The following is a 20,905-nucleotide window of genomic DNA, read 5'->3' as shown; positions in this document are numbered from 1 at the left end:
GGCTAAAGGCCTTCGAGCTCAGCGTCATCCGAGGCGGGCGGCGCGCCGTCGCCGCCTCGGATGGTCCAGAGGAGGCCGTCGAGTTCGTCGGGTTTGATGAGGACGTCTCGGGCCTTGGAGCCTTCGGAGGGGCCGACGACCCCTCTGGTCTCCATCAGATCCATGAGGCGGCCGGCCTTGGCGAAGCCGACGCGGAGTTTGCGTTGCAGCATGGAGGTGGAGCCGAATTGGGAGGTGACGACCAATTCGATGGCCTGCAGCAGCAGGTCCAGGTCGTCGCCGATATCGGGGTCGACGTCCTTCTTCTCGCCGGCCTTGGCGGCGGTGACGCCCTCCTGATAATCCGGTTCGGCTTGGGTTTTCGCGAAGTCGACGACGGCGGCGATCTCCTCGTCGGAGATGAACGCACCCTGCAGACGGGTCGGCTTGCTCGCGCCCATGGGCAGGAACAGGCCGTCACCCATACCGATGAGCTTCTCCGCGCCCGGCTGGTCCAGGATGACGCGAGAGTCGGTCAGCGAGGAGGTCGCGAACGCCAGGCGGGACGGGACATTCGTCTTGATCAGACCGGTGACCACGTCCACCGACGGGCGCTGGGTCGCCAGCACCAGGTGAATGCCTGCGGCACGGGCCTTCTGGGTGATGCGGACGATGGCGTCCTCGACGTCACGCGGCGCGGTCATCATGAGGTCGGCCAGCTCGTCGACGATGGCCAGGATGTACGGGTAAGGGCGGTAGACCCTTTCGCTGCCCAGCGGCGCGGTGATCTGGCCGGACTTCACCTTCCGGTTGAAGTCGTCGATATGGCGGACCTTGCTGGCCTGCATGTCCTGATACCGCTGCTCCATCTCCTCCACCAGCCAGGCCAGCGCCGCCGCGGCCTTCTTGGGCTGGGTGATGATGGGGGTGATCAGGTGCGGAATGCCCTCGTAGGGCGTCAGTTCCACCATCTTGGGGTCGATGAGAATCATGCGGACCTCATCGGGGGTGGCCCGGCACAGCAGCGAGACCAGCATGGAGTTCACGAAGCTGGACTTACCCGAACCGGTCGAACCGGCCACCAGCAGGTGCGGCATCTTGGCCAGGTTGGCCACCACGAACTCGCCCTCGATGTTCTTGCCCAGACCGATCACCAGCGGATGGTGGTCGTTGCGGGTGCTCGAGGCCTTCAGCACGTCGGCCAGGCGCACCAGTTCGCGGTCCGCGTTCGGCACCTCGATGCCGACGGCCGACTTGCCCGGAATCGGCGCCAGCAGACGGACATTCTCGGTCGCCACCGCATAGGCGATATTGCGGGCCAGGGCGGTGATCTTCTCGACCTTCACGCCGGGACCCAGCTCCACCTCGTAGCGGGTGACCGTCGGGCCGCGCACGAAACCGGTGACCGCGGCATCGATCTTGAACTGGACCAGCACCTCGGTGATGGCCTCGATCATGGATTCGTTGGCCGCACTGCGCTTCTTCGGCGGATCGCCGTCGGTGAGCAGCGACAGCGACGGCAGCGTGTAGTCGCCGTCCACCTCGCGGTCGGTGACGAACTCCAGCTGCTGCGGCTCCGGCGGCGGCGGAGTCTGGTCGACGACCTTCGCGATGGCCTTGCGCGGCTTGGGCTTCGGCTTCTCCTCCGGCGCGGCGATGTCCTTGGCGTCCTGCAGCGGCGGCTCGCCGATGATCTCGGTGGTCGCCTCGGAACCTGCGAACTCGTCGGTCGGATAGTTCTCCGACGGGGTGCGGCCGCGGCGCTTGCGCACCTCGGGACGGTGCATCGGGAAGCCGTCGGCGTCATAGCTGTCGGGGTCGTAGAGGCCGTGTTCCTCGGAGTAGCTCTCGTATTCGTCGCCGCCCGCGCCGGTGCCGAAGATCTCCCGCAGCCGGGCGGGCACATCCCGCACCTGGGTGCCGGTGAGCAGCAACAGCCCGAAACCTATGGCCAGCATGAGCAATGGCACCGCCAGGAAGGCGCTCAGCCCCTCACCCAGCGGACCGCCGACCACATATCCGACGAATCCGGCGGCATGCGCGCGACCGTGCGCGTCGGACGGCGAACCCGCCGCCAGATGCCACAGACCCAGCACCGGCAGCCCGGCCAGCAGACCGCCCAGCACCAGCCGGGGCCGGATCTCCGGCTGCGGCTCGGTCCGCATCAGAATCACCGCGATGGCCACCGCCACGAACGGCAGTGCCGCCGAGGCGGATCCGGCCACCCCGCGCACCACGGCATCCACCCAGTGCCCGACCGGACCGCCGGCCGACATCCACACGGCCGCCGCGATCACGAAGGCGAAAGCCACCAGCCCCAGCGCGATCCCGTCGCGCCGATGCCCGTGCTCGATCTCTCCGGCCCGGCTGACCGCCCGCGTCGTCGCGCCCAGCCCCCGCGCCATCATGGTCCAGCCGCTGGTGACGCCCCGCCGAACCACCGCGAGCGGTGCGGTATTCGACCCACGCCGCGGAGCGGGCCGCCGCGCCGGCGCCTTCCGTCCCGCTCCCCCGCGCCCCTTCGCGGGGGTGCGTGGGCTGCGAGCGCGGGCCTGTGCAGGAGTCTGCCCCCGCGTAGCCCCCGCTCGCGAACGTGACGTTCCGGTGCGGGCCTTACCTGCCATGCGTCCCAGGCTAGCCGCAACAGCACCACCCGGACCATCCGCAACACCCGGCCCACCCGAATCAGAAACTGTGGCGCTCACAACCGAAAACCCGCGCCGACGGCGGGATCACCCGCCTCGAAGCGGTACGAAACCACCCGTCACACTACGTCGGTCCCCGGCTGTACCGGCGCATTCGCCCGTCCGAAAACCGCCACGGCCTGCAGCGGGAGCTGGATCAGCGGGTCGCGGGGAGGGTGGTCCAGCTGGTGAGGGCGGTGTCGAAGTCCGGGATCTGGGTGCTGGCGGTGCGGTAGCACTCGGCGGCGTCGAGGGTGCGGCCCAGGCGGCGCAGAGCCGTGTAGCGGACCAGGAGATTGTGGGTGTGGGCGGCTCCGCCGGCCGAGATCCGGGTGGCTTCGGCGCGTTCGGCGTGCTCGGCGGCCTGGGCATAGCGGCCGGCGGCCAGGTCGGCGCGCGCGGCCCGGGCGTGGATCACTGACTCGAAGCGGGTGTTGCCGAAGCGGCGGGCGGTGACCAGGGCGGCGTCGAAGAGACGGGCGCCGCGGTCGGTATCGCCCTCGCTGCTGAGAATCCAGGCGGCCTCGGTCAGGCCCCACACCACATTGCGGCGCACCCCGGACTCGTTGTCGCCGACCACCGCGCGGGCCGCGGCGGCCAGTGAGTCGCGGTTGCGGCCGGCCGCCGAATAGGCCCGGGCGAGCAGCGAATACGCGACGCGGACGCACTCGGAGCTGTCGGCGCGACGGTAGTAGGTGAGGGCGGTCGCGAAATGCGTTGTGGCGCGGGCCGGGTCGCCGCCGTGCAGGGCGAGCACACCCGCGAACCCCTGAATCGCGCCGGAGGTCCAGGGATCGATATCCGGATCATCGTCGGCGAGCAGCCCGCGCACGTGCACAGCCGCACCGTGCGGCTCTTCGAGTTCCGCGGCCAGCGCGAAGACCAGCGCCAGCCGGGCCCGGCGGGCGGCCACGATGTCGCCGTCGGAGGTGATGGCCTGCACCAGCTCTTCGAGGACCTTGACCAGGTCGACGGTGGCGTCACAGGCCAGCCCCGTCTCGGCGACGGTCAGCGCCAGGTCCGCCGCCAGCACCCGATGCCGGGGCGTCCCCGCGACCGCCAGCCGATAGACCGCGGCCAGATTGCGGCGCTCGATGGTGAGGAAGTCGCGGGTCGAGTCCAGATCACCCAGGCGGGTGCCGGGGTGCCCGGTGGGCGCGAGACGCAGCCGCAGACCCGGATGCCGCACGCGCAGTACCGTTTTCATGGTGGCCAGGTAGTAGTCGAGCAGGCGGGCGGTGACATCGAGTTCGCGCTCGCGGTCGGGACGGCCGAGCGCGAACAGGCGCATCAGATCGTGATAGTGGTAGCGGCCCCGGCCGACCGATTCCAGCATTCCGCGGTCCACCAGCTCCTCGCACAGGTCCTCGGCCACCGATTCGACGGTGTCGAGGACCGCGGCGGTGGCGGCCAGCGAGAGCTCGGGCAGATCGGCGACGGCGAGCAGCCGGAAGGCGCGCGCCGTGTCCGGCGGCAACTGCTCGTAGCCCGCGTGGAAGGCGGCCGTCAGCGCCAGGTCCCCGGCCCGGAAGCGGTCCAGGTCATGGCGTTCGGCCGCGAGCCGGTCCGCCTCGGAGACCACCGTCCACTGCGGCCGGGCCGCCACCCGCGCGGCCACGATGCGCACCGCCATGGGCAGCAGACCGCACAGTTCCACGATGCGGCGCACCGCGTCGGGTTCGGCCGCCACTCGCACCGCGCCGACGATGCGGGTGAACAGGGTGACGGCCTCCTCGGGTTCGAGCACCGTCAGGGCCGCGGACCGCACGCCGGGCAGGGCGGTGAGCGGGCGGCGCGCCGTCACCAGCACCGCGCAGCCGGGCTCCCCCGGCAGCAGCGGCGCGACTTGCGCTGCGTCGCAGGCATTGTCGAGCACGATCAGCAGGCGGCGGCCGCTACTGGCGGACCGGAACAGCGCGGCCCGCTCGGCGACGCCGACCGGAATCTCCTTCTGCGCCACGCCCAGCGCGCGCAGGAAAGCGCCCAGCACGTGCTCCGGTTCGGCCGGCGTCGCGCCCGCGCCGAACAGATCCACGTACAGCTGGCCGTCCGGGTACAGGTCCCGGATCCGGTGTGCCACATGCAGAGCCAGCGCCGTCTTGCCGACCCCGCCCATCCCGGAGATGGCCACGATCGGGCGGGTCGCGCCGAGCACGGCGCACAACTCCCGCACCAGATCGTGACGGCCGGTGAAATCGGCTGTGTCGGGTGGCAATTGGGCCGGACGGGGTGCGATGACGGCGATCGGCGCGCTCTCCGCCGCCACGGTGGGCAGCTCGTCGGCCAGGATCTGGCGGTGCAGCTCCGCCAGCGCCGGACCCGGCTCGATGCCCTGCTCGGCCACCAGCAGCCTGCGAATGCGCTGGTATTCCTCGAGCGCCTCGGTGCGTCGGCCCGCCCGGTAGAGCGCGGTCATCATGAGCCCGCGCAGCCGCTCGCTGTGCGGATCACCGGTGATGAGCGCGGCCAATTCGGCCATGGCGTGCGAGAAGTCGCCGCGCTGCACGGTGAGCTCGAGGAGATCCTCGGTGAGGACACGATGCAGCCGCCGCAGCCGTGCGCGTTCCGCCGCGGCCCACGGCCCGGGCACGCCGGTCAGCGGATCACCGCGCCAGGCACCCAGCGCGTCACGCAGCGCGGCGTCGGCGGTCTCCAGGCAGCCGGCGGCGCGCGCCTCGGCCGCCTCGCCGCGCAACCGGTCGATACGGTCGACATCCAGGTGCAGCGGCCCGTCCAGGCGATACCCGCGGGCTTCCGAGGACAGCAGCACGGACTGCTGCGCGGCCAGATGCTTGCGCAGCGCCCACGCGTAATTCCGGAGCGCCCCCACCGCCGAACTCGGCCGTTCGGCACCCCAGATGCCGTCCACCAGTTCTTCGACCGAGACCGTGCGCCCGCGCGCACACGCCAGCATGGCCAGCGCCGCCTGCTGTTTGGGCGGCATGGGCGGAATCGGCACGCCATCGGCCGTCAACTCGACCGGTCCGAGAACCGCCAGTTGCCAAGACATTGCCTACCACCTCATCACACACGGGCCGCTGCCGAGGACGCAAGCTACCGCTCGACGCGTGATCGTTTCATGACCGGTGGGCGTGCTGCCACTCCCGCCGGGCGGGCGGTCGCGACGGCGGGCAGGTCAGACGCTGCGGTCGAGGGCGTGCACCAGTGCCACGTCGTCCGGGGCCCCGGTGGCCTCGAGCCGAACGGCATTGCGGCCGAAGGCGTGCAGCAGCAGCTCGGACGGCTGCCCGGCCAGCACCACGGTGCGGTCACCGACCTGGCGGGCGACGGTCCGGCGGCCGTCGGGCGTGGAGAGCGCGACAGTAACCGGCGATTTGCGATATGCCATGCGCGCCAAGCCCGTCAGCACCTTCCAGAGCTGGTTCTCATCGGCGGCGGACAGCGTTCGCGGCTCCCAGCCGGGCGCGGCGCGGCGGACGTCCTCGTGGTGGACGAACATCTCGGTGGTGTTCATCAGCGAGTCGACCGGGCGCAGGAGAAGCGGCGGGCCGCTGCGCACCTCGTCGAGCAGGTCGGCGAACGGGCGCTGGGTGACCTTGCGCTGCACGCTGTCCAGATAGGAGGCGAAGGGCTTCAGCAGAATGCCGGGGGCGGCGTCGGGGCGGCGCTCCCGGACGACCAAGTGCGCGGCCAGGTCTCGGGCCGTCCAGTCACCGCACAGGGTGGGCGCGTCCGGGCCGGCCTCGGCCATCGCCTGAACCAGGGCCTGGCGCTCCCGTTGAGCCAAAGTCATAAGGGGAACCTTAGTCGGGGATGTCCGAATGCGCACGGCGGCGTTAAGCGAACCACCCGGTCCTCCATAAGGACGGGAGTTGATCATGATCGCGGCTTCCGGTTGTGGCAGTGCGGCCGGCCGCGACGCCCCGCTCGAGGACACCGCACAAAACACAGATCCGGGTTGGCGTCAACCTTTCCGTATCGGTAGCTTGATCCCTCGGTCCATAGGGTCGTGGATCCGAAAGCACAAGAAGGGCAACACTTTGAAGAAGATTGTCAGCGGCGCAGCCGTGATGGTCGCGGCCGCAGGCTCCCTGCTGGCCGCGACCGCGGCTCCGGCCAATGCCTACCAGGACTACTACTACGGCGCCATCGCGCTGTCGCCGTCCACCGGTCATATCGGCTACTCCTACGACTATTCCGACAGCCCCTCGGCACAGAACGCCGCCATGAGCTCGTGCCCCCAGGCCGACTGCCACATCGTGGCGCGCTTCGCGAACGGCTGTGGCGCGATCGCCTACTCGTCGCGCGACGGCTACTACACCTTCGGCGCCGCCTCCTCGCGCAGCGCGGCCAAGAGCCAGGCGCTGGGCCGGAACTCCGGCGACGCCACCATCATTCACTGGAACTGCACCACCGGCTACCAGCTGTAATCCGACGGCGCCATTCCAAAACAACGGGGAGAATTTCGTTGAAGCACACCATCTTTCGCGCCACCGCCGCGCTGATGCTGGCCACCTCGGCCTTCGGCCTGGTGGCCTGCAGCAAGTCCGATGACAGCGCCAAGGCCGCGTCCACCACCTCCGCGGCCGCCCCGGCCGGCAAGTTCGACGGCAGCACCGAGGGCGACGGCAAGATCACCGGCGCGGCCCCCGCCCCCACCACGGTCGCGGATCTGCCCAAGCCGAGCGTGCAGGAACTGAACGACAAGGTCACCAAGGCGTTCGACCCGTCGATCGACTCCAAGACCAAGACCGACTGGATCGAGGACGCCGCCCTCGACCCGCAGCTGGCCCAGAAGCTGGTCGACGCCGCCAAGGCCAACAACGTCACCATCAAGATCACCAACGTCGGCGACCCGGCGAACGGCAAGCTCAAGGCCGACGCCGACGTCACCATCGACGGCAAGCCGGTCCAGAACGCCACGGTCTCCTTCGTCGTCGACGGCAGCGACTGGAAGATCGACCACAACTACGCCTGCAGCATCGTCAAGGCCGCGAAGCTCGATTCGGCCGCCTGCCAGGACAAGTAGCAACTCTTGTAGTTCCCCGCCCCGGCGGAGGACCCCCCCGGCGGGAGACCCGCCCAGTTTTGCCGCCCCCGACAGCAGCTCCGTCGGGGGCGGAGCTGTGTTCGCAGCGGATTCGGCTGTGCGACAAAGGAAACCGCCCGAGCAGCGGGATGCTGCTCGGGCGGTTGGGTTTTCGGTTGCGCGCCGGGTCAGACGCCGATGACCGTGGGGACGATCATGGGGCGGCGGCGGTAGGTCTCGGCCACCCAGCGGCCCACCACGCGGCGGACGGACTGGGCGATGCGGTGGGTGTCGGTGACACCCTCGACCGCCAGGCGGTGTAGTTCGTTCTCGACGAGTTCCTGAGCGCCGGAGAGCGCCTCGGGGTCGTCGGAGAAGCCGCGGCCGCTGACCTCCGGTGTGCTGACAGCCTTTCCGGTGGCCGAGTCGACCGCGACATTGATGGAGATGAAGCCGCCCTCGCCCAGGACCAGGCGGTCGGAGAGGGTGGACTCGCCGACGTCGCCGACCGAGAGGCCGTCCACGTAGACCTGGCCGACCGGGACGCGGCCGGAGATGGAGGCGATGCCGTCCACCAGGTCCACCACCACGCCGTTCTCCGCCAGGATGACCCGCTCCTCGGGCACGCCGGTGGCCACCGCGAGCGCGCCGTTGGCGCGCAGGTGCCGCCACTCGCCGTGCACGGGCATGGCGTTGGTGGGACGGACCGCGTTGTAGAGGTAGAGCAGCTCGCCCGCCGAAGCGTGGCCGGAGACATGGACCTTCGCGTTCTGCTGAGTGACGACCGTGGCGCCCAGGCGGGCCAGGCCGTTCACGACCGCGAAAACCGCGTTCTCGTTGCCGGGGATCAGCGAGGAGGCCAGCACCACCAGATCGTCCGGGCGGATATTGATCTGGCGGTGGTCGCCGCGCGCCATGCGCGACAGCGCCGACAGCGGCTCGCCTTGCGAACCGGTGGAGATCAGCACCAGCTTGTGCACCGGCAGGTTGGCGGCCTGATCCAGATCGACCACCAGGCCGTCCGGGATGTCCAGGTAACCGAGGTCCTGCGCGATCTGCATATTGCGGACCATGGACCGGCCCACGAAGCACACCCGGCGGTCGTAGCGCTGCGCCACGTCCACCACCTGCTGGATGCGGTGCACGTGAGAGGCGAAGGAGGCCACGATGACCCGGCCCTTGGCCTTGCCGATCACATTGTCGAGCACCGGGCCGATCTCGCGCTCGGGCGTGACGAAGCCCGGCACCTCGGCATTGGTGGAGTCGACCAGGAACAGGTCGACGCCCTCGTCGCCGAGACGGGAGAAACCGGCCAGGTCGGTGAGGCGGCCGTCGAGCGGCAGCTGATCGAGCTTGATGTCACCGGTGTGCAGCGCGATGCCCGCGGGCGTGCGGATGGCCACCGCGATGGCGTCCGGGATCGAGTGGTTGACCGCGAAGTACTCGCAGTCGAACCCGCCGTGCTGGGTGCGCTCGCCCTCGGTGACCTCGATCAGGTTGGGCTGCAACCGATGTTCACGGCACTTGGCCGCAACCAGCGCAAGGGTGAACTTCGCGCCGATGACCGGAATGTCGCGCCGCAGGCGCAGCAGGAACGGCACCGCGCCGATGTGGTCCTCGTGACCGTGGGTGAGGATGACCGCGGCGATATCGTCCATGCGGTTCTCGATCGGACCGAAGTCGGGCAGGATCAGGTCGACGCCGGGCTGCTGATCCTCCGGGAACAGCACGCCGCAGTCGACGATCAGCAGCTTGCCGTCGTACTCGAAAACGGTCATGTTGCGGCCGATTTCACCGATGCCGCCGAGCGCGAACACCCGCAGGCCGCCCTTGGGCGCCTTGGGTGGGGTGCCCATCGCGTGCGGGTCGCGCGGGGCCGGGGCCGGCTCGCGATCGCGGCCGCCCTGCCGGGACCGGCCGCCGCCGCGCCGGCTGCGGTCACCGCCGCGGCCGCCACGGCTGCCACGCTCCCGAACCGGTTCGGCCGCAGCCGATTCCGTGCGCGGGGCGGCGGCTTTCACCGATTCCTGCGGCGCGGCAGCGGTACTCGCCTGGGCGGCGGGTTCCGCTTGGGCCGGAGCCGGCGCGGGCTGCACGGGAGTCTCCGGAGCCGGGGTGGGCGCACCGGCGGCGCGGCTGGCGGTGCGGCGGGGGCGACGAGCGGGGCCGGTCATGCAAGCACCCCGGCCGCGCGCAGGTCCACCGCGAGTTCGTCGAGTTGATCCTGGGTCGGCATGAGTTGTGGCAACCGTGGTTCCCCGGTCTCGACGCCGAGCAGGCGCAGCGAACCCTTGGTCATGGCGACGCCGCCGAGGCGGGCCATGGCCCGGTTCAGCGGGGCCATGCTCACATTGATCTCCTGTGCCCGCACCACGTCGCCGGCGCGGTAGGCGTCGATCAGGGCGCGCAGGCGGTCCGGCACGAGATGGCCTATGACGCTGATGAATCCGGTCGCGCCGACCGACAGCCACGGCAGGTTGAGCACGTCGTCGCCGGAGTAGAAGGAGAGCCCGGTCTCCGCGATCAGCTCGGCGCCGGCGCCCAGGTCGCCCTTGGCGTCCTTGACCGCGACGATGCGCGGGTGTTCGGCGAGCCGGCGAATGGTGTCGGTGGCAATGGGAACCACCGAGCGCGGCGGAATGTCGTAGAGGGTGACCGGCAGGTCGGTCGCGTCCGCGACGGCGGTGAAGTGGGCGAACAGGCCGTCCTGGCTGGGACGCGAGTAATACGGGGTGACGACCAGCAGGCCGTGCGCGCCCGCGCGCTGCGCGTTGCGGGCCAGTTCGATGCTGTGCGCGGTGTCGTAGGTGCCGGCGCCCGCGATGACGGTGGCACGGTCGCCCACGGCATCCACGACGGCGCGCAGCAGATCGAACTTCTCGGACTCGGTGGTGGTCGGCGATTCCCCGGTGGTGCCGGAGATGGCGAGCAGATCGACGCCACTGTCGATCAGGCGGGCGGCCAGCGCGACACCGGCATCGACGTCGAGCTTGCCTTCGGCGGTAAAGGGGGTCACCATCGCGACACCTACTGTGCCGGACGCGTGCAGCTCGGTTCGCGTCGATTCACCGTTCGTCATAGTCAGAAGGCTACAGCCTCGCCGGAACGGGTTTTGCATCGTTATACCCGAACCGTGCCCAGCGCGATGGTGATTCGCGTCAAGCGCCCACTTCTGGCGCCAGAAGTTTCCTTGAATGACGTCAATGAAGACGTCACACTGGTGTCATGGATCTCAACAAATACACCGCCCAGCTGCGCGAGAACCTGATTGCCGCCGCCGCGCTCGGCGATGAGAAAACCCAGGCTACGGCCGCCGCCCTGGCCGCCGCCACCGAGAACTCCGCCCGGCTGGTCCTGCTGGCCGCGCTCTCGGAACTGGCCGCCGAGGTGAGCACGACTATCCCCGACCGCACGGTGCACGTGTCGGTCGACGGGACCGACGCCCATATCGATGTGCGCAAGACCGCGGGCGAGGAGGAACACCCCACCTTCGACGAGGTCACCGGTGACATCAGCCGGGTGACGCTGCGGCTGGTGGAACAGATCAAGGCCCGTGCCGAGGAGGCGGCCGCGCAGAGTGGGCAGTCGCTGAACTCGTGGCTGTCGACCACTGTTCAGTCCGCGCTGCGCGACCAGATGAAGCGAGGCGGCCCGGGCCGCTGCGACGCTCCGTGACCGATCAAGCTGCGACGCTCCGTGACCGATCAAGCTGCGACGCTCCGTAACCGATCAATCGGTGATGGTCGTGACCTTGCCGTCGGTGTCGATCTCGGTGCGGCGGTCCTCGTCGGGGGCCGTCGCCAGCACCGTGGCCAGTACGTGACGGCCCAGCGGCAGCACCCGGACGGTGATCCGGCCGGCGTTGATGGCGTCGAGTTCCTTTGTGGCGGCATCGATCACGCGCTTGCGCACCCATTCGGGGACGCCCGCGAAACCACCGTCGTCGAGGAGCACGACCTCCACGCCGCGTGCCCGCGCACCCCGGGCCGCGCCGCTGAGCTCGTCGGTGACCAGCTGCGGTGCGCGCAGGCCGTCACGGAGTTCGGCTTCCAGCAGCCGGCATTCCTCACGTTCGGTGGCGGTCAGCTCCGCGCCGTCGGCGATGCGTTCCAGGATCGGCCGGGCCACCCGGTCCAGGCGGGCGAGCTGACGCGTGCGCTCACTGTCCGCGGCGGCCATGGTGGCCTCGGCCGCCGCCCGCATCATGGCGTCCTCGCGCAGGATGCGCAGTGACCGCTGCATGGGGCGCATGACCGCGGTGAAGACCGAGATCGCGGTGACGGTACCGACTGGGACCATCGAGCCGACCAGGGTGCCGGGCTGCAGATGCGAGCCCAGGCCGAGGACCACGAGCACCGTCGCGACGGCGATGACGCCGGCCCACGCGGTGCGAATCCGCCCGCGCAGCACCAGGACCGCGAGGACATAGGACGAGGCGAAGGCCGACCACACCGACTCGTTCGGCAGATCGTGGGTGGGGGTCATGACCGTCAGAGCGGTGGCGACCGGCGGTGCGGCGGCCGCGTACAACGCCACCGGAATCGGCAGCGGGTCCACCGGAATCGCGGTGACCAGCGCGCCCGCGCTGAGCATGAGCACCAAGCTGGCGAAGGCCGCCCACGGCGGTGACTGGCCGAAATTGCGCATCATGTACAGCGCGATGACGGCCTCGAGAATGAGCAGGAACAGCCAGGCGGTGCTGCCGCGCAGCCCGAGCAGATCCCGCAGCCCGAACCGGGGTTCCAGGTCGATACCGGAGCTGTCAGCGTGAGCCATCGCCACCCCATACCAGGGTCACGGTGGTGCCCTCGCCCAGCTGGGATTCCACGAACGCCGAGCCGCCGGCCAGCTGGCGCATGCGGCCCAGGATGCTCATGGAGATGCCGAGGCGATCGGCGGAGACGGCGGCCAGGTCGAAACCCGCGCCGTCATCGCTGAACACGATGCGAATGCTGCCCGCGCTGACCGTGGCGGTGACGGTGCGGCGCACCTCCCGGCCGGGAACGGCGGCGTGGCGCAGGCTGTTTCGCACCGCCTCGGTGAGCGCGGCGGCAATGGTGCTGGCCGAGTGCACGGGCATGCGCAGGTCGTCGTAGCCGGGCCAGGTACGGGTGGCGAAGCGGATGCTCGGATTGATCTCCTGCACCGCGCCGCGCAGGAACAGCACCGCGGAGCGGGCGTCGAGCAGGTCGGGATCGCGCTGCGCGCCGCGGCATTCGTCGAGCTGCTCCAGGGTGCGTTCGGCCTGGCGTTGCAGCACGTCGGATCTGGTGCCGGCCCGGGACGCCTCGAGCAGGGTGGAGAGCACGGCGTCGTGGATGAGGGCGGCGAAGCGGGCACGCTCCCGGTCACGGGACTGGGCGGCGGCCTGGGCGGCGGCGCGGCGGCTGGTGATGGCGGATTCGCGGTCGACCCGGGCCGCGGCGCCGGTGGCGGCGGTGCCGCACCAGACGAACAGGGCTGCCAAACCCGCTGAGCGCAGGAAGTTCTCGGTCACATGCTGCGGAGTGACCGTGCTGAGCGTGTACACGGTGGCCAGCGCCGCCGAGGTCGCGGCGGCCAGCAGATAGATCACGGTCACCCGGCTGGACCAGGCCAGCACCGCCGCGGTGACCGCCAGCGCGGTCACCCGGTACGGCCACACCGTGGTCGCGTCCACGGTGTGAATTTCCAGCCCGAACGGGATGGAGGCCAGGGCGCCCAGGAAACTCAGTGCCGCACAGCCGCAGACGAAGCGGATGGCCCGCGGACCCGACACCGCCGACACCACGGCGATGATCGGATACCAGCCGAAGGCCAGCACCACCGCGGTCACCGTCCACCAGTCCGGCGCGTAGCGGCCCTGCTCGGCCACCTCCGGCAGTTCGACGCCGCCGACGATGATGCCGGCGATGCCGATGGAGATGCCCAGCCGCCGCATGATGCGGTCGTAGGCGGCGGTGGCCGGGTCCTCCCGCATGCTGAGGCGGCCGCGCAGGCGCTGGGTCAATGCCGCCAGGGACGGCATCGGCCGGGGTGCGGCCGTGGATTCCAGGGTGCCCGAGGCCGTCATGTCCGCGGATTCCGCTCGGGAACGGGCAGCCACCCGTCCTCGACGGCCCGCTTGTACAGATCGGTCTTGGTGGGGGCCGGGCGGCCGGCGTCGGCGTACTTCTGCCGGATGCGGCCCAGATAGTCGTTGACGGTCTGCTCGGACAGGCCGGTCATGCGGGCGACCCGCGAGGCCTTTTCCCCGGACGCGTACAGCTGCAGCACCTGCTGCTGGCGCGGGCTCAACCCGACATCGGACAGCTGGGGGTCGCCGTCGATGGCGGCGGCCCAGTCGGTGGTCACCACCTGTTCGCCGTGCGCGGCCCGGCGCACCGCCGCGACCACCGTCGGCATGTCCTCGGACTTGCGCACCACACCCAGCACGCCCGCCCGGGCGGCCGACCGGACCAGGAACGGATTGTCCGCCCCGGTGAACACCAGCACCTCGATCCCCCGCGCCCGCAGCGCCCGCACATTGTCATCGGGCGAGGACCCGTCCGCGAGCCGCAGATCCAGCACCACCAGATCCAATCGCGGCCCCGCCGACAGCAATTCCGCCACGGTCCCCGCCGTGATCACCAACTCCAGATCGGCTTCCGGGGCCAGCATGGCCGACAACCCGATCGCCACCGACTCATGGTCCTCGACCAGCCCGATGCGGCGTATCCCCGACTCTTGCGCCTCCACGGCGGCCGTCACCTCTTCCCACACTCCCAAGTGACGTTCCCCGAGAACGCCCCCTCGAGTATGACCGGCGAGCCACCGAATGTGTCAGCCACCAGAAATCGGGGGCTCACTCCATCAACTGTGCCGCGACGGTGGCCCCCAATTCCCAGCAGCGCTCGATCTCCGCCTTCTCCGGCTTCCCCAACACGATCACCGGCGCGGCGGCTTTCTCCCAGCCGAGTCCGGTCGTCGCGCTCTCGACACTCCGCTCGGCGCCCTCGGTTCCTTGATTGCCGTGGATGTACAGCCCGTACGGCCGCCCCTTGGTCGAATCCAGGCACGGGTAATAGAAGGTGTCGAACGCGTGCTTGAGCGCTCCGCTCATGTATCCGAGATTCGCCGGTGTCCCCAGCAGGTACCCGTCCGCCGCGAGTACATCACTCGCCGTCACGCCCAGGGCCGCCCTCCGGACGACGTCGACCCCTTCGATCTCGGGATCCGTCGCACCCGCCACCACCGCCTCGAACATCTCCTGCATGAACGGCGACGGCGTGTGATGAATGATCAACAGAGTCGGCACATCCCGAGCCTACTGACGTGCGCTCGCCGCTCATCACGTCGATGGGTTGAGCGTCGTGCCGACCTCGGTTTCGGCGAGGACGCCGCCCTGAGCATCGAGTAGTTGAACGCGCACTCGTGCTTCGGTGCGGCGTGGGGCTCGTTCCGGTGCCGGGCTGCCGCTGAGGCCCGCGACGGCGGCATCGATGAGATCGTCGGCGTAGTCGACGACAGCGCCCGGCAGCTGGCCTGCCAGCCACTGGGTGGCCAGCGCGTGCGCGGGGCCGGTGACGATGGCGACCATCACCGCCATCGGCAGATCACGCACCTCGCCGCGGGCGATGAGCGGAGCCAGCCATTCGCGATACGCCTCGGCGATGTCGCCGTTCATCGACCGCACTCGGCGGCCGTCATCGGACGACCACTCCAGCCGGCCCTGCGAGTACAGGAATCGTGCGCGTACGGGATCCGACTCGATCCACCGCAGCTGATACCGGATGAAGCCGCCCACAACGTCACTCAGCGTGCCCGGCCCGGCGGCGAGCACCTGCCGGTAGCCGTCGTGGATCGACGAGATGGTGTCGGCGTACAGCGCGCCCGCGATGGATTCCTTGCTGGAGAAATGATGGAACAACAATCCGTTGGATACGCCGCTCCGCTCCCGGATCCGGGCGATCGTCGTGTGTTCGTAGCCGTCCTCGCCGAAGCACTCCAGCGCGGCCTGCAGAATCCGCTCGCGAACTCCCATGGCGCCCCGATCCGCCCGTCGGTCGATGCCGCGAGAGTTCGTAATTCACACAGTGGTGAACGTGCTGCAACATCGGTCTGAACGCCTGAGCCGTTGCGGCCGAACAGGTATCGGACTCGATGTTCCCTGGCCTCGGCAATTGACCATGGCTGCGGCCGTGACCGGGGGCGATGACGGACGCAACCCTCCACCTCAGTGTTCGCTGCGACTTCATCGAGGTTTGCGGTAGGATTTGCACATCACCGAAACGCGTTCCAGCGAAACACATCTCGCGGGTGAATGTGTCCGGGAAGTGAACGCTGATCATTGACTCGAAGCGGGAGTGCTGCTGGCGAACTGAAGACGGCATCGATGTATCCGATTGCCCGGCAAGTGGATACGCGCCACCAGCATTCCAGCAGCAAAACCGACCGTTCTCGATCCTGTGTGATCGTTGCACCGAGGGTCGTGGAACTGGTCGCACCATCCGTCCATGGGAGCTACACCTTGGCAACTGACATGTTCGAGGCCGCATGAAGCTGTATTCGCCCGAGTTCACCGCCGATCCCCGCACCGCGTACGACCGGATGCGGAGCGAGCACGGCCACCTCGTCCCGGTCGAAGTGGCGGCGGGAGTTTCGGCGACGCTGGTGATCGGATACCGTGCGGCACTGCGTATTTTGAGTGATCCCGATCGCTTTCCCGCCGATCCGAGAGCCTGGGAGTCGAGTCTTCCGGAGAACTGTCCCGTCCTGCCGATCATGGAGTGGGGGACGATCGGTTCCGGCGCGGAGGAGGAACACCGCACGCGCTATCGGCCCGCCTACCTCGAGACGCTGCGCGCCGTCGACCTGTTCACACTGCGGCGCGAGGTCGAGGCCGCCGCGGTGCCGTTGATCAACGAATTCTGTAGTGCGGGAAAGGCCGACCTGCTCGACCAGTTCGCGGTGCCGCTGACCGTGCGGGTGGTCAACAATCTGCTCGGCCTGTCCCAGGAGGTCGGCGAGCGGGTGTTCGACGCAATGGCCGTCCTGCGCGACGCCCCCGACGAGGAAACTTCGGACCGCTATAACCAGCGCCTGACCGGGGACCTGCTGGAGGCGGTCTCCGCCAAGCGGAGCGAACTCGGCACGGACGTGATCTCGCGGCTCATCTCGCACCCGGCCGGGCTCGACGACGCCGAGATCGTGGCGCAGCTCGCGGTCCTCTATGCCCGCGGCAGCGAGCCCACCTGGAATCTGATCGTCAACACGGTGCTGTTGATGTTGACGGACAAGCAGTTCCACGATGATCTGCTCGCCGGTGCGTTGACCGTGCGGGACGCGATCGACGAGGTGCTGTTCGTCAATCCTCCGCTGGCCAACTCCTGCACCCGCTTTCCCCGTCAGCCGCAGCTGGTCGAGAATGAGTGGGTGCCGGCCGACCACCCGGTAATCATCAGTTCGACCGGATGCAATTCCGATCCGGCGGTGGCCGGCGACCGCATCGGCAACCGCTCGCATCTGGCCTGGGGCGCTGGATCACGGTCGTGCCCGGCCCAATCCGTCACCCTGGTCATCGTGCAGGAGGCACTGGACCAACTGCTCGACGTTCTACCCGAGATCGAATTGGCAATCCCCGCAGACCAACTCGAATGGCGGCCGAGCGCGTTCCACCGCGCACCCGCCGCGGTTCCGGTGATCTTCCCGCCTGCCCTGCCGCTGGCCGTCCCGACCCCGTGAGAATCGGCTATCGCCACAGGCGGCTGCGGCGGTAAAGAGGTTGGAACGCCACGCGATTCAGGATGCCGACCGGGGCGGGCATGGCACCCAGGAACGCGCGGCTCTCCTCGGGGGTGACGTCGTCGAGGATCCACGGGATGTAGACGGCGGCGCCGGAGGGGCCCTGACGCCGGGCCATCGCGGAGCGGAAGGCTGCCCAGTCCGCGGCCGTCAGTTCCTGCTGGATGAGCGGCAAGACGGCAACCTCCTCGTGCTGCATGTGATCGCCGAGGACTTCGGTCAGTTCCCGCACGCACGCACCGAGATTCGCGCCTCGGCGCGCGATGGCCTCGTCCACGACGGCCAGCAGCGGATCCAAGTGCGCGTGCTCTGCCTGCATGTCGGCGATGAGCGCGAGTTCGACGGGCCGGTCGGCCATCGCGCGGAGCAGCGAGGGCCACAGCACCGCGTCCTCGACCGAATGATGCACGTCGAGTTGGCGTTTGAAGTTCGCCCAGCCCGCCCGCACGCCGGGAGCGTCCATCCGACCTGCGTCGACGGCTTCGCGCAAACGCCCCAGATCGCGGCGAAAAGCATTGTGAGTGGCATACATCGGAGTGAAGTCGATGGGTTCGGAATTCAATGGGAAGTCGACGGACATCGGTGGATCCCTTCAGTTCTGGAATGCGGAAGTGTTCTCGTCGGCCCACTGCGCGAAGGTGAGCGCGGGCCGGCCCAGCAATTCCGCGACGGTGCCGGTGGTGGGGCCGGGGGTGCGGGCATAGTCGGCGAGAGAGCCGAGCAGCCGGGCCGGAACTTCCTCGGGTAGCCCCTGGGCCAGCAGCGCGGCCCGCACCTGGTCCGGTGCGACTTCAACAAACGACAGGTCGGCGCCCAGGGCCTTGCCCAGAATATGCACCTTGTCGCGTTGGTCGAGTGACTCCGGGCCGGTGAGGACGTAAGCGCGTCCGCCATGGCCTGATTCGGTGAGCGCGCGAACCGCGACGGCGGCAATATCGCGCTGGTGGATCGGCGAGGTGGCGGCCTCGGCGTACGCGCCGCGGACGGTTCCGGTGGCGCGAATCTGCGGGGCCCAGGCCAGCGTGTTGGCGTCGAAGTCCGCGCAGCGCAAGGCCGTCCAGTCCAGGCCGGAATTCTGCGCGGCCTGTTCCGCGGCCCGGAATCCGTCGGCGAAGCGTGGTTCTCCCGCCGGGTATTGCACCGTCAGCGCCGAGACGACCACGGCGCGGCGCACGCCGGCCGCAGCGGCCGCGGCCAGTAGGTCGGCGACCGCCGCTCCGACCGCGCGCGGGCTGATCAGCACTGCTTCCGCGCCGTCCCACACCGGACCCAGCGAGCGCGGGTCAGAGGGATCCCCACCGACCACGCTCACGCCCGCGGGCAGCGCCGCCCGCTGCGGGTTCCGGCTGACGGCGGTCACCTGCTGCCCGGATTCCAGTAGGAGCTGGATGGTTTCGCGGCCGACGACTCCCGTCGCACCGGTGATGACGATCATCGTGAACCCCTATCTTTGTACGGATCTCGTATAATTCAAATATTAGATGCTATGAGTTTCGTATTACAAGGTGAGACAGATCACCCACTCCGCAGCACATTCGCAGGTCGAGGCTCATCCAGGGCTAACTACGGGTGACGTAAAGTACGAACCTCATACGAGCCGATGGGAGGCGTGGTGAGTGCTGCGGCGGATCGCGAGGAAGCCCGACTGCGCCGGCGCGCAGCAGGCGACATCAAGGGCGCGATGCGCGGGCTGCGGAGCAATCTGGCCATGCTCAACCGTCAGGTCGGAGTCCGCCTGGAACTGCGCGACGTCGACGTCGACTGCCTCGACGTGATCAACAGCCAGGGCCCCATCAGCCCCACCGCACTGGCCCGCGCCGCGGGACTGCACCCCGCCACCCTCACCGGCATCCTCGACCGGCTGGAGCGCGGAGGCTGGATCGTCCGCGAACGCGCCGCGGCCGACCGGCGCTCGGTCGTGGTCCGCACCCTCCCCGACCGCCTCGGCGAGCTCTACCACCTACTCTCGGGCATGAACAGCTCACTGGACGAGATCTGCGCCGACTACACGACCGACCAACTCCAGCTCATCGCGGGATTCCTCCGCCGCAGCGCCATCGCAGGCCACGACTCCGGCCGCGAACTCCAGTAGCCGCGGCCACCTTCACTCATAACGGAATCCCAACGGCGACAACGACACCCGGCCACGTCCGCAGCGGGCGAGGGCGGCGCCCAGGGTGGCCCGCCTGCGCCCGGGAGGCCGCTCACCAGGACCAGCCGTCCGTCCACGGGCGGCTCAGCCTCTGAAAAGTCTTCGCCACCATGACCGTTCGATGGGGGCGGCCGGGGACGGGGCGGGGGTGCGGGGCGGGCGGGCGGATTTGCGTTCGGCGCGCCAGGTTTCGACGACGTCGTCGACCTTCAGGGGGCCGATCGGGACGTGGGGGCCGGTTGGCATCCGGAGGTAGTGGACTATGCGGTCGTTGAGGGAGGCCACCGTGGCGCGGACATCCCTCTCGGAGAACATGTTCCGGACGGTTTCCTGGATGCGTTCGCGTTCCCGGCGCAGGATGATCGATTCGGGGAGGAGGGCGTCGCCGCCCAGGCCCTCGCGCTTCAGATAGTTGCGGAGCCACCAGTCTTCGTCGGCGGCGCCGGGCGGGATGGGTTGACCCGCACCCTTCAGGTTGTCGAATTCGCCCCGCTCCGTTGCCTCGCGGACCTGTTTGTCGATCCATGATTCGAAGGAGAGCCCGGGCGGCTTGCGCTCGGCCATGACCCGATCCTACCGATCGCCGCGAGACAGCCGGATGAGCGCGCGATGGTGAGACCCCTTCCGGCGCCGGGTCAGCTGTCGGCGCGGTAGGGGTCGAACACGGTGGTGACCAAGCGGTGGGCGGTGGCGACGGCGTGGTCGGCGTCGCCCGCGGCCAGACCGAGCAGCGGATCCAGGCCGGGGACGTGGGGGGCGAGGGCCAGGTGGGGCAGCATGAGGAGCAGTAGGGAGAGCAGGGCCTGGGTGTCGGCACCGGCGCGCAGGGCACCCACTGCGGTCGCCGTGTCGAAGAGGGGTTGCAGCACGGCCACGTAGTGGCGGTTGACGGATTCCCGGACGGCGGTGCGGGCCACGGGGTCGGGTTCGAGATTGGCGGCGGCGGTCATCGCGCGCTCGAGGGGGTGATCGTAGAAGTAGCGGATCCAGGCTTCGAGGAGGACGTCGAGGGAGCCGTGGAAGTCACTCTCCCAGTCCAGCTTGCTCGCGGTCGCCTCCATGGACGAGCGGATCCGTTCGCTGGACAGTTCCGCCAGGTAGACGTACATGTCGGCCTTGTCGGCGAAGTACTGGAACAGGCTGCCCTTGGAGACGCCGGCCTCGCGGCAGATGGTGTTGAGGCTGCCGCCGCTGAACCCGCGGGCGGCGAATTCGGCCTCGGCGGCGGCCACCACGGCGGCCCGGCGCGGCGCGGGGAGCCGGTCCCATGTTCCTGTCGGCATCACCGATCTCCTCTGCCCGCGGGCTATTGACTGTGCGACGGATTACATCCTACAG

At 69.4% G+C, this 20,905-nt stretch carries 19 protein-coding genes; 5 read left to right on the top strand and 14 right to left on the bottom strand.

The window, feature by feature from the left end; genetic code table 11:
* Window positions 1-2 precede the first annotated feature (2 nt).
* From ACQP1O_RS11390 to ACQP1O_RS11380, 3 genes are all read right to left on the bottom strand, one after another.
* Window positions 3-2,603 carry a DNA translocase FtsK gene (locus ACQP1O_RS11390; RefSeq protein ID WP_433565778.1) on the bottom strand — a complete coding sequence of 867 codons (2,601 nt, stop codon included), beginning with the start codon at window positions 2,601-2,603 and terminating at the stop codon, window positions 3-5.
* Between the two features lie 217 nt (window positions 2,604-2,820).
* Window positions 2,821-5,673: a BTAD domain-containing putative transcriptional regulator gene (locus ACQP1O_RS11385; RefSeq protein ID WP_433565777.1), complete on the bottom strand. Its 2,853-nt coding sequence runs from the start codon at window positions 5,671-5,673 to the stop codon at window positions 2,821-2,823.
* 126 nt (window positions 5,674-5,799) lie between these two features.
* Window positions 5,800-6,417 (bottom strand): TIGR03085 family metal-binding protein, encoded by a 618-nt coding sequence (locus tag ACQP1O_RS11380; protein ID WP_433565776.1) that lies wholly within the window; start codon window positions 6,415-6,417, stop codon window positions 5,800-5,802.
* Between the two features lie 247 nt (window positions 6,418-6,664).
* On the opposite strand from ACQP1O_RS11380, the gene ACQP1O_RS11375 reads away from it, so the two are divergent.
* Window positions 6,665-7,054 (top strand): DUF4189 domain-containing protein, encoded by a 390-nt coding sequence (locus ACQP1O_RS11375; protein ID WP_379398493.1) that lies wholly within the window; start codon window positions 6,665-6,667, stop codon window positions 7,052-7,054.
* A 38-nt stretch (window positions 7,055-7,092) separates the two neighbouring features.
* On the top strand, window positions 7,093-7,653 hold the full coding sequence (locus ACQP1O_RS11370) for a hypothetical protein (RefSeq protein ID WP_433565775.1): 561 nt from the start codon (window positions 7,093-7,095) through the stop codon (window positions 7,651-7,653).
* A gap of 188 nt (window positions 7,654-7,841) precedes the next feature.
* On the opposite strand, the gene ACQP1O_RS11365 is transcribed toward ACQP1O_RS11370, so the two are convergent.
* Together ACQP1O_RS11365 and dapA are read right to left on the bottom strand one after the other, a co-directional pair.
* Window positions 7,842-9,827, bottom strand: a complete 1,986-nt coding sequence (locus ACQP1O_RS11365; protein ID WP_433565774.1) for a ribonuclease J — start codon at window positions 9,825-9,827, stop codon at window positions 7,842-7,844.
* Entirely contained in the window at window positions 9,824-10,732 is a 909-nt protein-coding gene (gene dapA / locus ACQP1O_RS11360; RefSeq protein ID WP_433565773.1) for a 4-hydroxy-tetrahydrodipicolinate synthase, read from the bottom strand. Before dapA ends, ACQP1O_RS11365 begins: the two co-directional genes overlap by 4 nt.
* A 146-nt stretch (window positions 10,733-10,878) precedes the next feature.
* Between dapA and ACQP1O_RS11355 the strand changes: the two genes are divergently transcribed.
* On the top strand, window positions 10,879-11,328 hold the full coding sequence (locus tag ACQP1O_RS11355) for a hypothetical protein (protein ID WP_433565772.1): 450 nt from the start codon (window positions 10,879-10,881) through the stop codon (window positions 11,326-11,328).
* A 54-nt stretch (window positions 11,329-11,382) separates the two neighbouring features.
* On the opposite strand, the gene ACQP1O_RS11350 is transcribed toward ACQP1O_RS11355, so the two are convergent.
* The 5 genes from ACQP1O_RS11350 to ACQP1O_RS11330 form a co-directional block, all read right to left on the bottom strand.
* Window positions 11,383-12,429 carry a hypothetical protein gene (locus ACQP1O_RS11350; protein WP_433565771.1) on the bottom strand — a complete coding sequence of 349 codons (1,047 nt, stop codon included), beginning with the start codon at window positions 12,427-12,429 and terminating at the stop codon, window positions 11,383-11,385.
* A complete protein-coding gene (locus ACQP1O_RS11345; RefSeq protein WP_433565770.1) occupies window positions 12,416-13,705 on the bottom strand; it encodes a sensor histidine kinase in 1,290 nt (429 codons plus the stop codon). The genes ACQP1O_RS11350 and ACQP1O_RS11345 overlap by 14 nt, the downstream gene beginning before the upstream one ends.
* Window positions 13,702-14,400, bottom strand: a complete 699-nt coding sequence (locus ACQP1O_RS11340; RefSeq protein ID WP_354839345.1) for a response regulator transcription factor — start codon at window positions 14,398-14,400, stop codon at window positions 13,702-13,704. Before ACQP1O_RS11340 ends, ACQP1O_RS11345 begins: the two co-directional genes overlap by 4 nt.
* Before the next feature lie 76 nt (window positions 14,401-14,476).
* Window positions 14,477-14,929 (bottom strand): flavodoxin family protein, encoded by a 453-nt coding sequence (locus tag ACQP1O_RS11335; RefSeq protein WP_433565769.1) that lies wholly within the window; start codon window positions 14,927-14,929, stop codon window positions 14,477-14,479.
* 33 nt (window positions 14,930-14,962) lie between these two features.
* Window positions 14,963-15,655, bottom strand: coding sequence for a TetR/AcrR family transcriptional regulator (locus ACQP1O_RS11330; protein ID WP_433565768.1), 693 nt, complete (start codon window positions 15,653-15,655; stop codon window positions 14,963-14,965).
* A gap of 512 nt (window positions 15,656-16,167) precedes the next feature.
* Between ACQP1O_RS11330 and ACQP1O_RS11325 the strand changes: the two genes are divergently transcribed.
* Window positions 16,168-17,355, top strand: a complete 1,188-nt coding sequence (locus ACQP1O_RS11325; RefSeq protein ID WP_433565767.1) for a cytochrome P450 — start codon at window positions 16,168-16,170, stop codon at window positions 17,353-17,355.
* A gap of 7 nt (window positions 17,356-17,362) precedes the next feature.
* Here ACQP1O_RS11325 and ACQP1O_RS11320 read toward each other — a convergent pair whose 3' ends face one another.
* Window positions 17,363-17,995 (bottom strand): hemerythrin domain-containing protein, encoded by a 633-nt coding sequence (locus tag ACQP1O_RS11320; RefSeq protein WP_433565766.1) that lies wholly within the window; start codon window positions 17,993-17,995, stop codon window positions 17,363-17,365.
* A gap of 12 nt (window positions 17,996-18,007) precedes the next feature.
* Window positions 18,008-18,850, bottom strand: a complete 843-nt coding sequence (locus ACQP1O_RS11315; RefSeq protein ID WP_433565765.1) for an NAD(P)H-binding protein — start codon at window positions 18,848-18,850, stop codon at window positions 18,008-18,010.
* 177 nt (window positions 18,851-19,027) lie between these two features.
* Between ACQP1O_RS11315 and ACQP1O_RS11310 the strand changes: the two genes are divergently transcribed.
* Entirely contained in the window at window positions 19,028-19,507 is a 480-nt protein-coding gene (locus ACQP1O_RS11310; RefSeq protein ID WP_433565764.1) for a MarR family transcriptional regulator, read from the top strand.
* A 144-nt stretch (window positions 19,508-19,651) separates the two neighbouring features.
* On the opposite strand, the gene ACQP1O_RS11305 is transcribed toward ACQP1O_RS11310, so the two are convergent.
* Together ACQP1O_RS11305 and ACQP1O_RS11300 are read right to left on the bottom strand one after the other, a co-directional pair.
* Complete coding sequence (locus ACQP1O_RS11305) at window positions 19,652-20,131, bottom strand: DUF1992 domain-containing protein (protein WP_433565763.1); 480 nt, start codon at window positions 20,129-20,131, stop codon at window positions 19,652-19,654.
* Between the two features lie 71 nt (window positions 20,132-20,202).
* The gene (locus ACQP1O_RS11300) at window positions 20,203-20,850 is read right to left on the bottom strand and encodes a TetR/AcrR family transcriptional regulator (protein WP_433565762.1); all 648 of its coding nucleotides are present in this window, start codon (window positions 20,848-20,850) and stop codon (window positions 20,203-20,205) included.
* Window positions 20,851-20,905: the final 55 nt, after the last annotated feature.

Origin of the sequence: Nocardia sp. CA-151230 (assembly GCF_050942175.1) — a bacterium.
In the GTDB taxonomy this organism is placed as follows: Bacteria; Actinomycetota; Actinomycetes; order Mycobacteriales; family Mycobacteriaceae; genus Nocardia.
The sequence above is the reverse complement of the archived record's forward strand: the minus strand, read 5'-3'. Positions and strand labels throughout refer to the sequence as shown.

Excerpts from the sequence above, each read along its gene's own strand:
- ACQP1O_RS11390 (WP_433565778.1), bottom strand. The coding sequence starts at position 2,603 with ATGGCAGGTAAGGCCCGCACCGGAACGTCACGTTCGCGAGCGGGGGCT.
- ACQP1O_RS11385 (WP_433565777.1), bottom strand. The coding sequence starts at position 5,673 with ATGTCTTGGCAACTGGCGGTTCTCGGACCGGTCGAGTTGACGGCCGAT.
- ACQP1O_RS11380 (WP_433565776.1), bottom strand. The coding sequence starts at position 6,417 with ATGACTTTGGCTCAACGGGAGCGCCAGGCCCTGGTTCAGGCGATGGCC.
- ACQP1O_RS11365 (WP_433565774.1), bottom strand. The coding sequence starts at position 9,827 with ATGACCGGCCCCGCTCGTCGCCCCCGCCGCACCGCCAGCCGCGCCGCC.
- dapA (WP_433565773.1), bottom strand. The coding sequence starts at position 10,732 with ATGACGAACGGTGAATCGACGCGAACCGAGCTGCACGCGTCCGGCACA.
- ACQP1O_RS11355 (WP_433565772.1), top strand. The coding sequence starts at position 10,879 with ATGGATCTCAACAAATACACCGCCCAGCTGCGCGAGAACCTGATTGCC.
- ACQP1O_RS11350 (WP_433565771.1), bottom strand. The coding sequence starts at position 12,429 with ATGGCTCACGCTGACAGCTCCGGTATCGACCTGGAACCCCGGTTCGGG.
- ACQP1O_RS11345 (WP_433565770.1), bottom strand. The coding sequence starts at position 13,705 with ATGACGGCCTCGGGCACCCTGGAATCCACGGCCGCACCCCGGCCGATG.
- ACQP1O_RS11330 (WP_433565768.1), bottom strand. The coding sequence starts at position 15,655 with ATGGGAGTTCGCGAGCGGATTCTGCAGGCCGCGCTGGAGTGCTTCGGC.
- ACQP1O_RS11325 (WP_433565767.1), top strand. The coding sequence starts at position 16,168 with ATGAAGCTGTATTCGCCCGAGTTCACCGCCGATCCCCGCACCGCGTAC.
- ACQP1O_RS11320 (WP_433565766.1), bottom strand. The coding sequence starts at position 17,995 with ATGTCCGTCGACTTCCCATTGAATTCCGAACCCATCGACTTCACTCCG.
- ACQP1O_RS11315 (WP_433565765.1), bottom strand. The coding sequence starts at position 18,850 with ATGATCGTCATCACCGGTGCGACGGGAGTCGTCGGCCGCGAAACCATC.
- ACQP1O_RS11305 (WP_433565763.1), bottom strand. The coding sequence starts at position 20,131 with ATGGCCGAGCGCAAGCCGCCCGGGCTCTCCTTCGAATCATGGATCGAC.
- ACQP1O_RS11300 (WP_433565762.1), bottom strand. The coding sequence starts at position 20,850 with ATGCCGACAGGAACATGGGACCGGCTCCCCGCGCCGCGCCGGGCCGCC.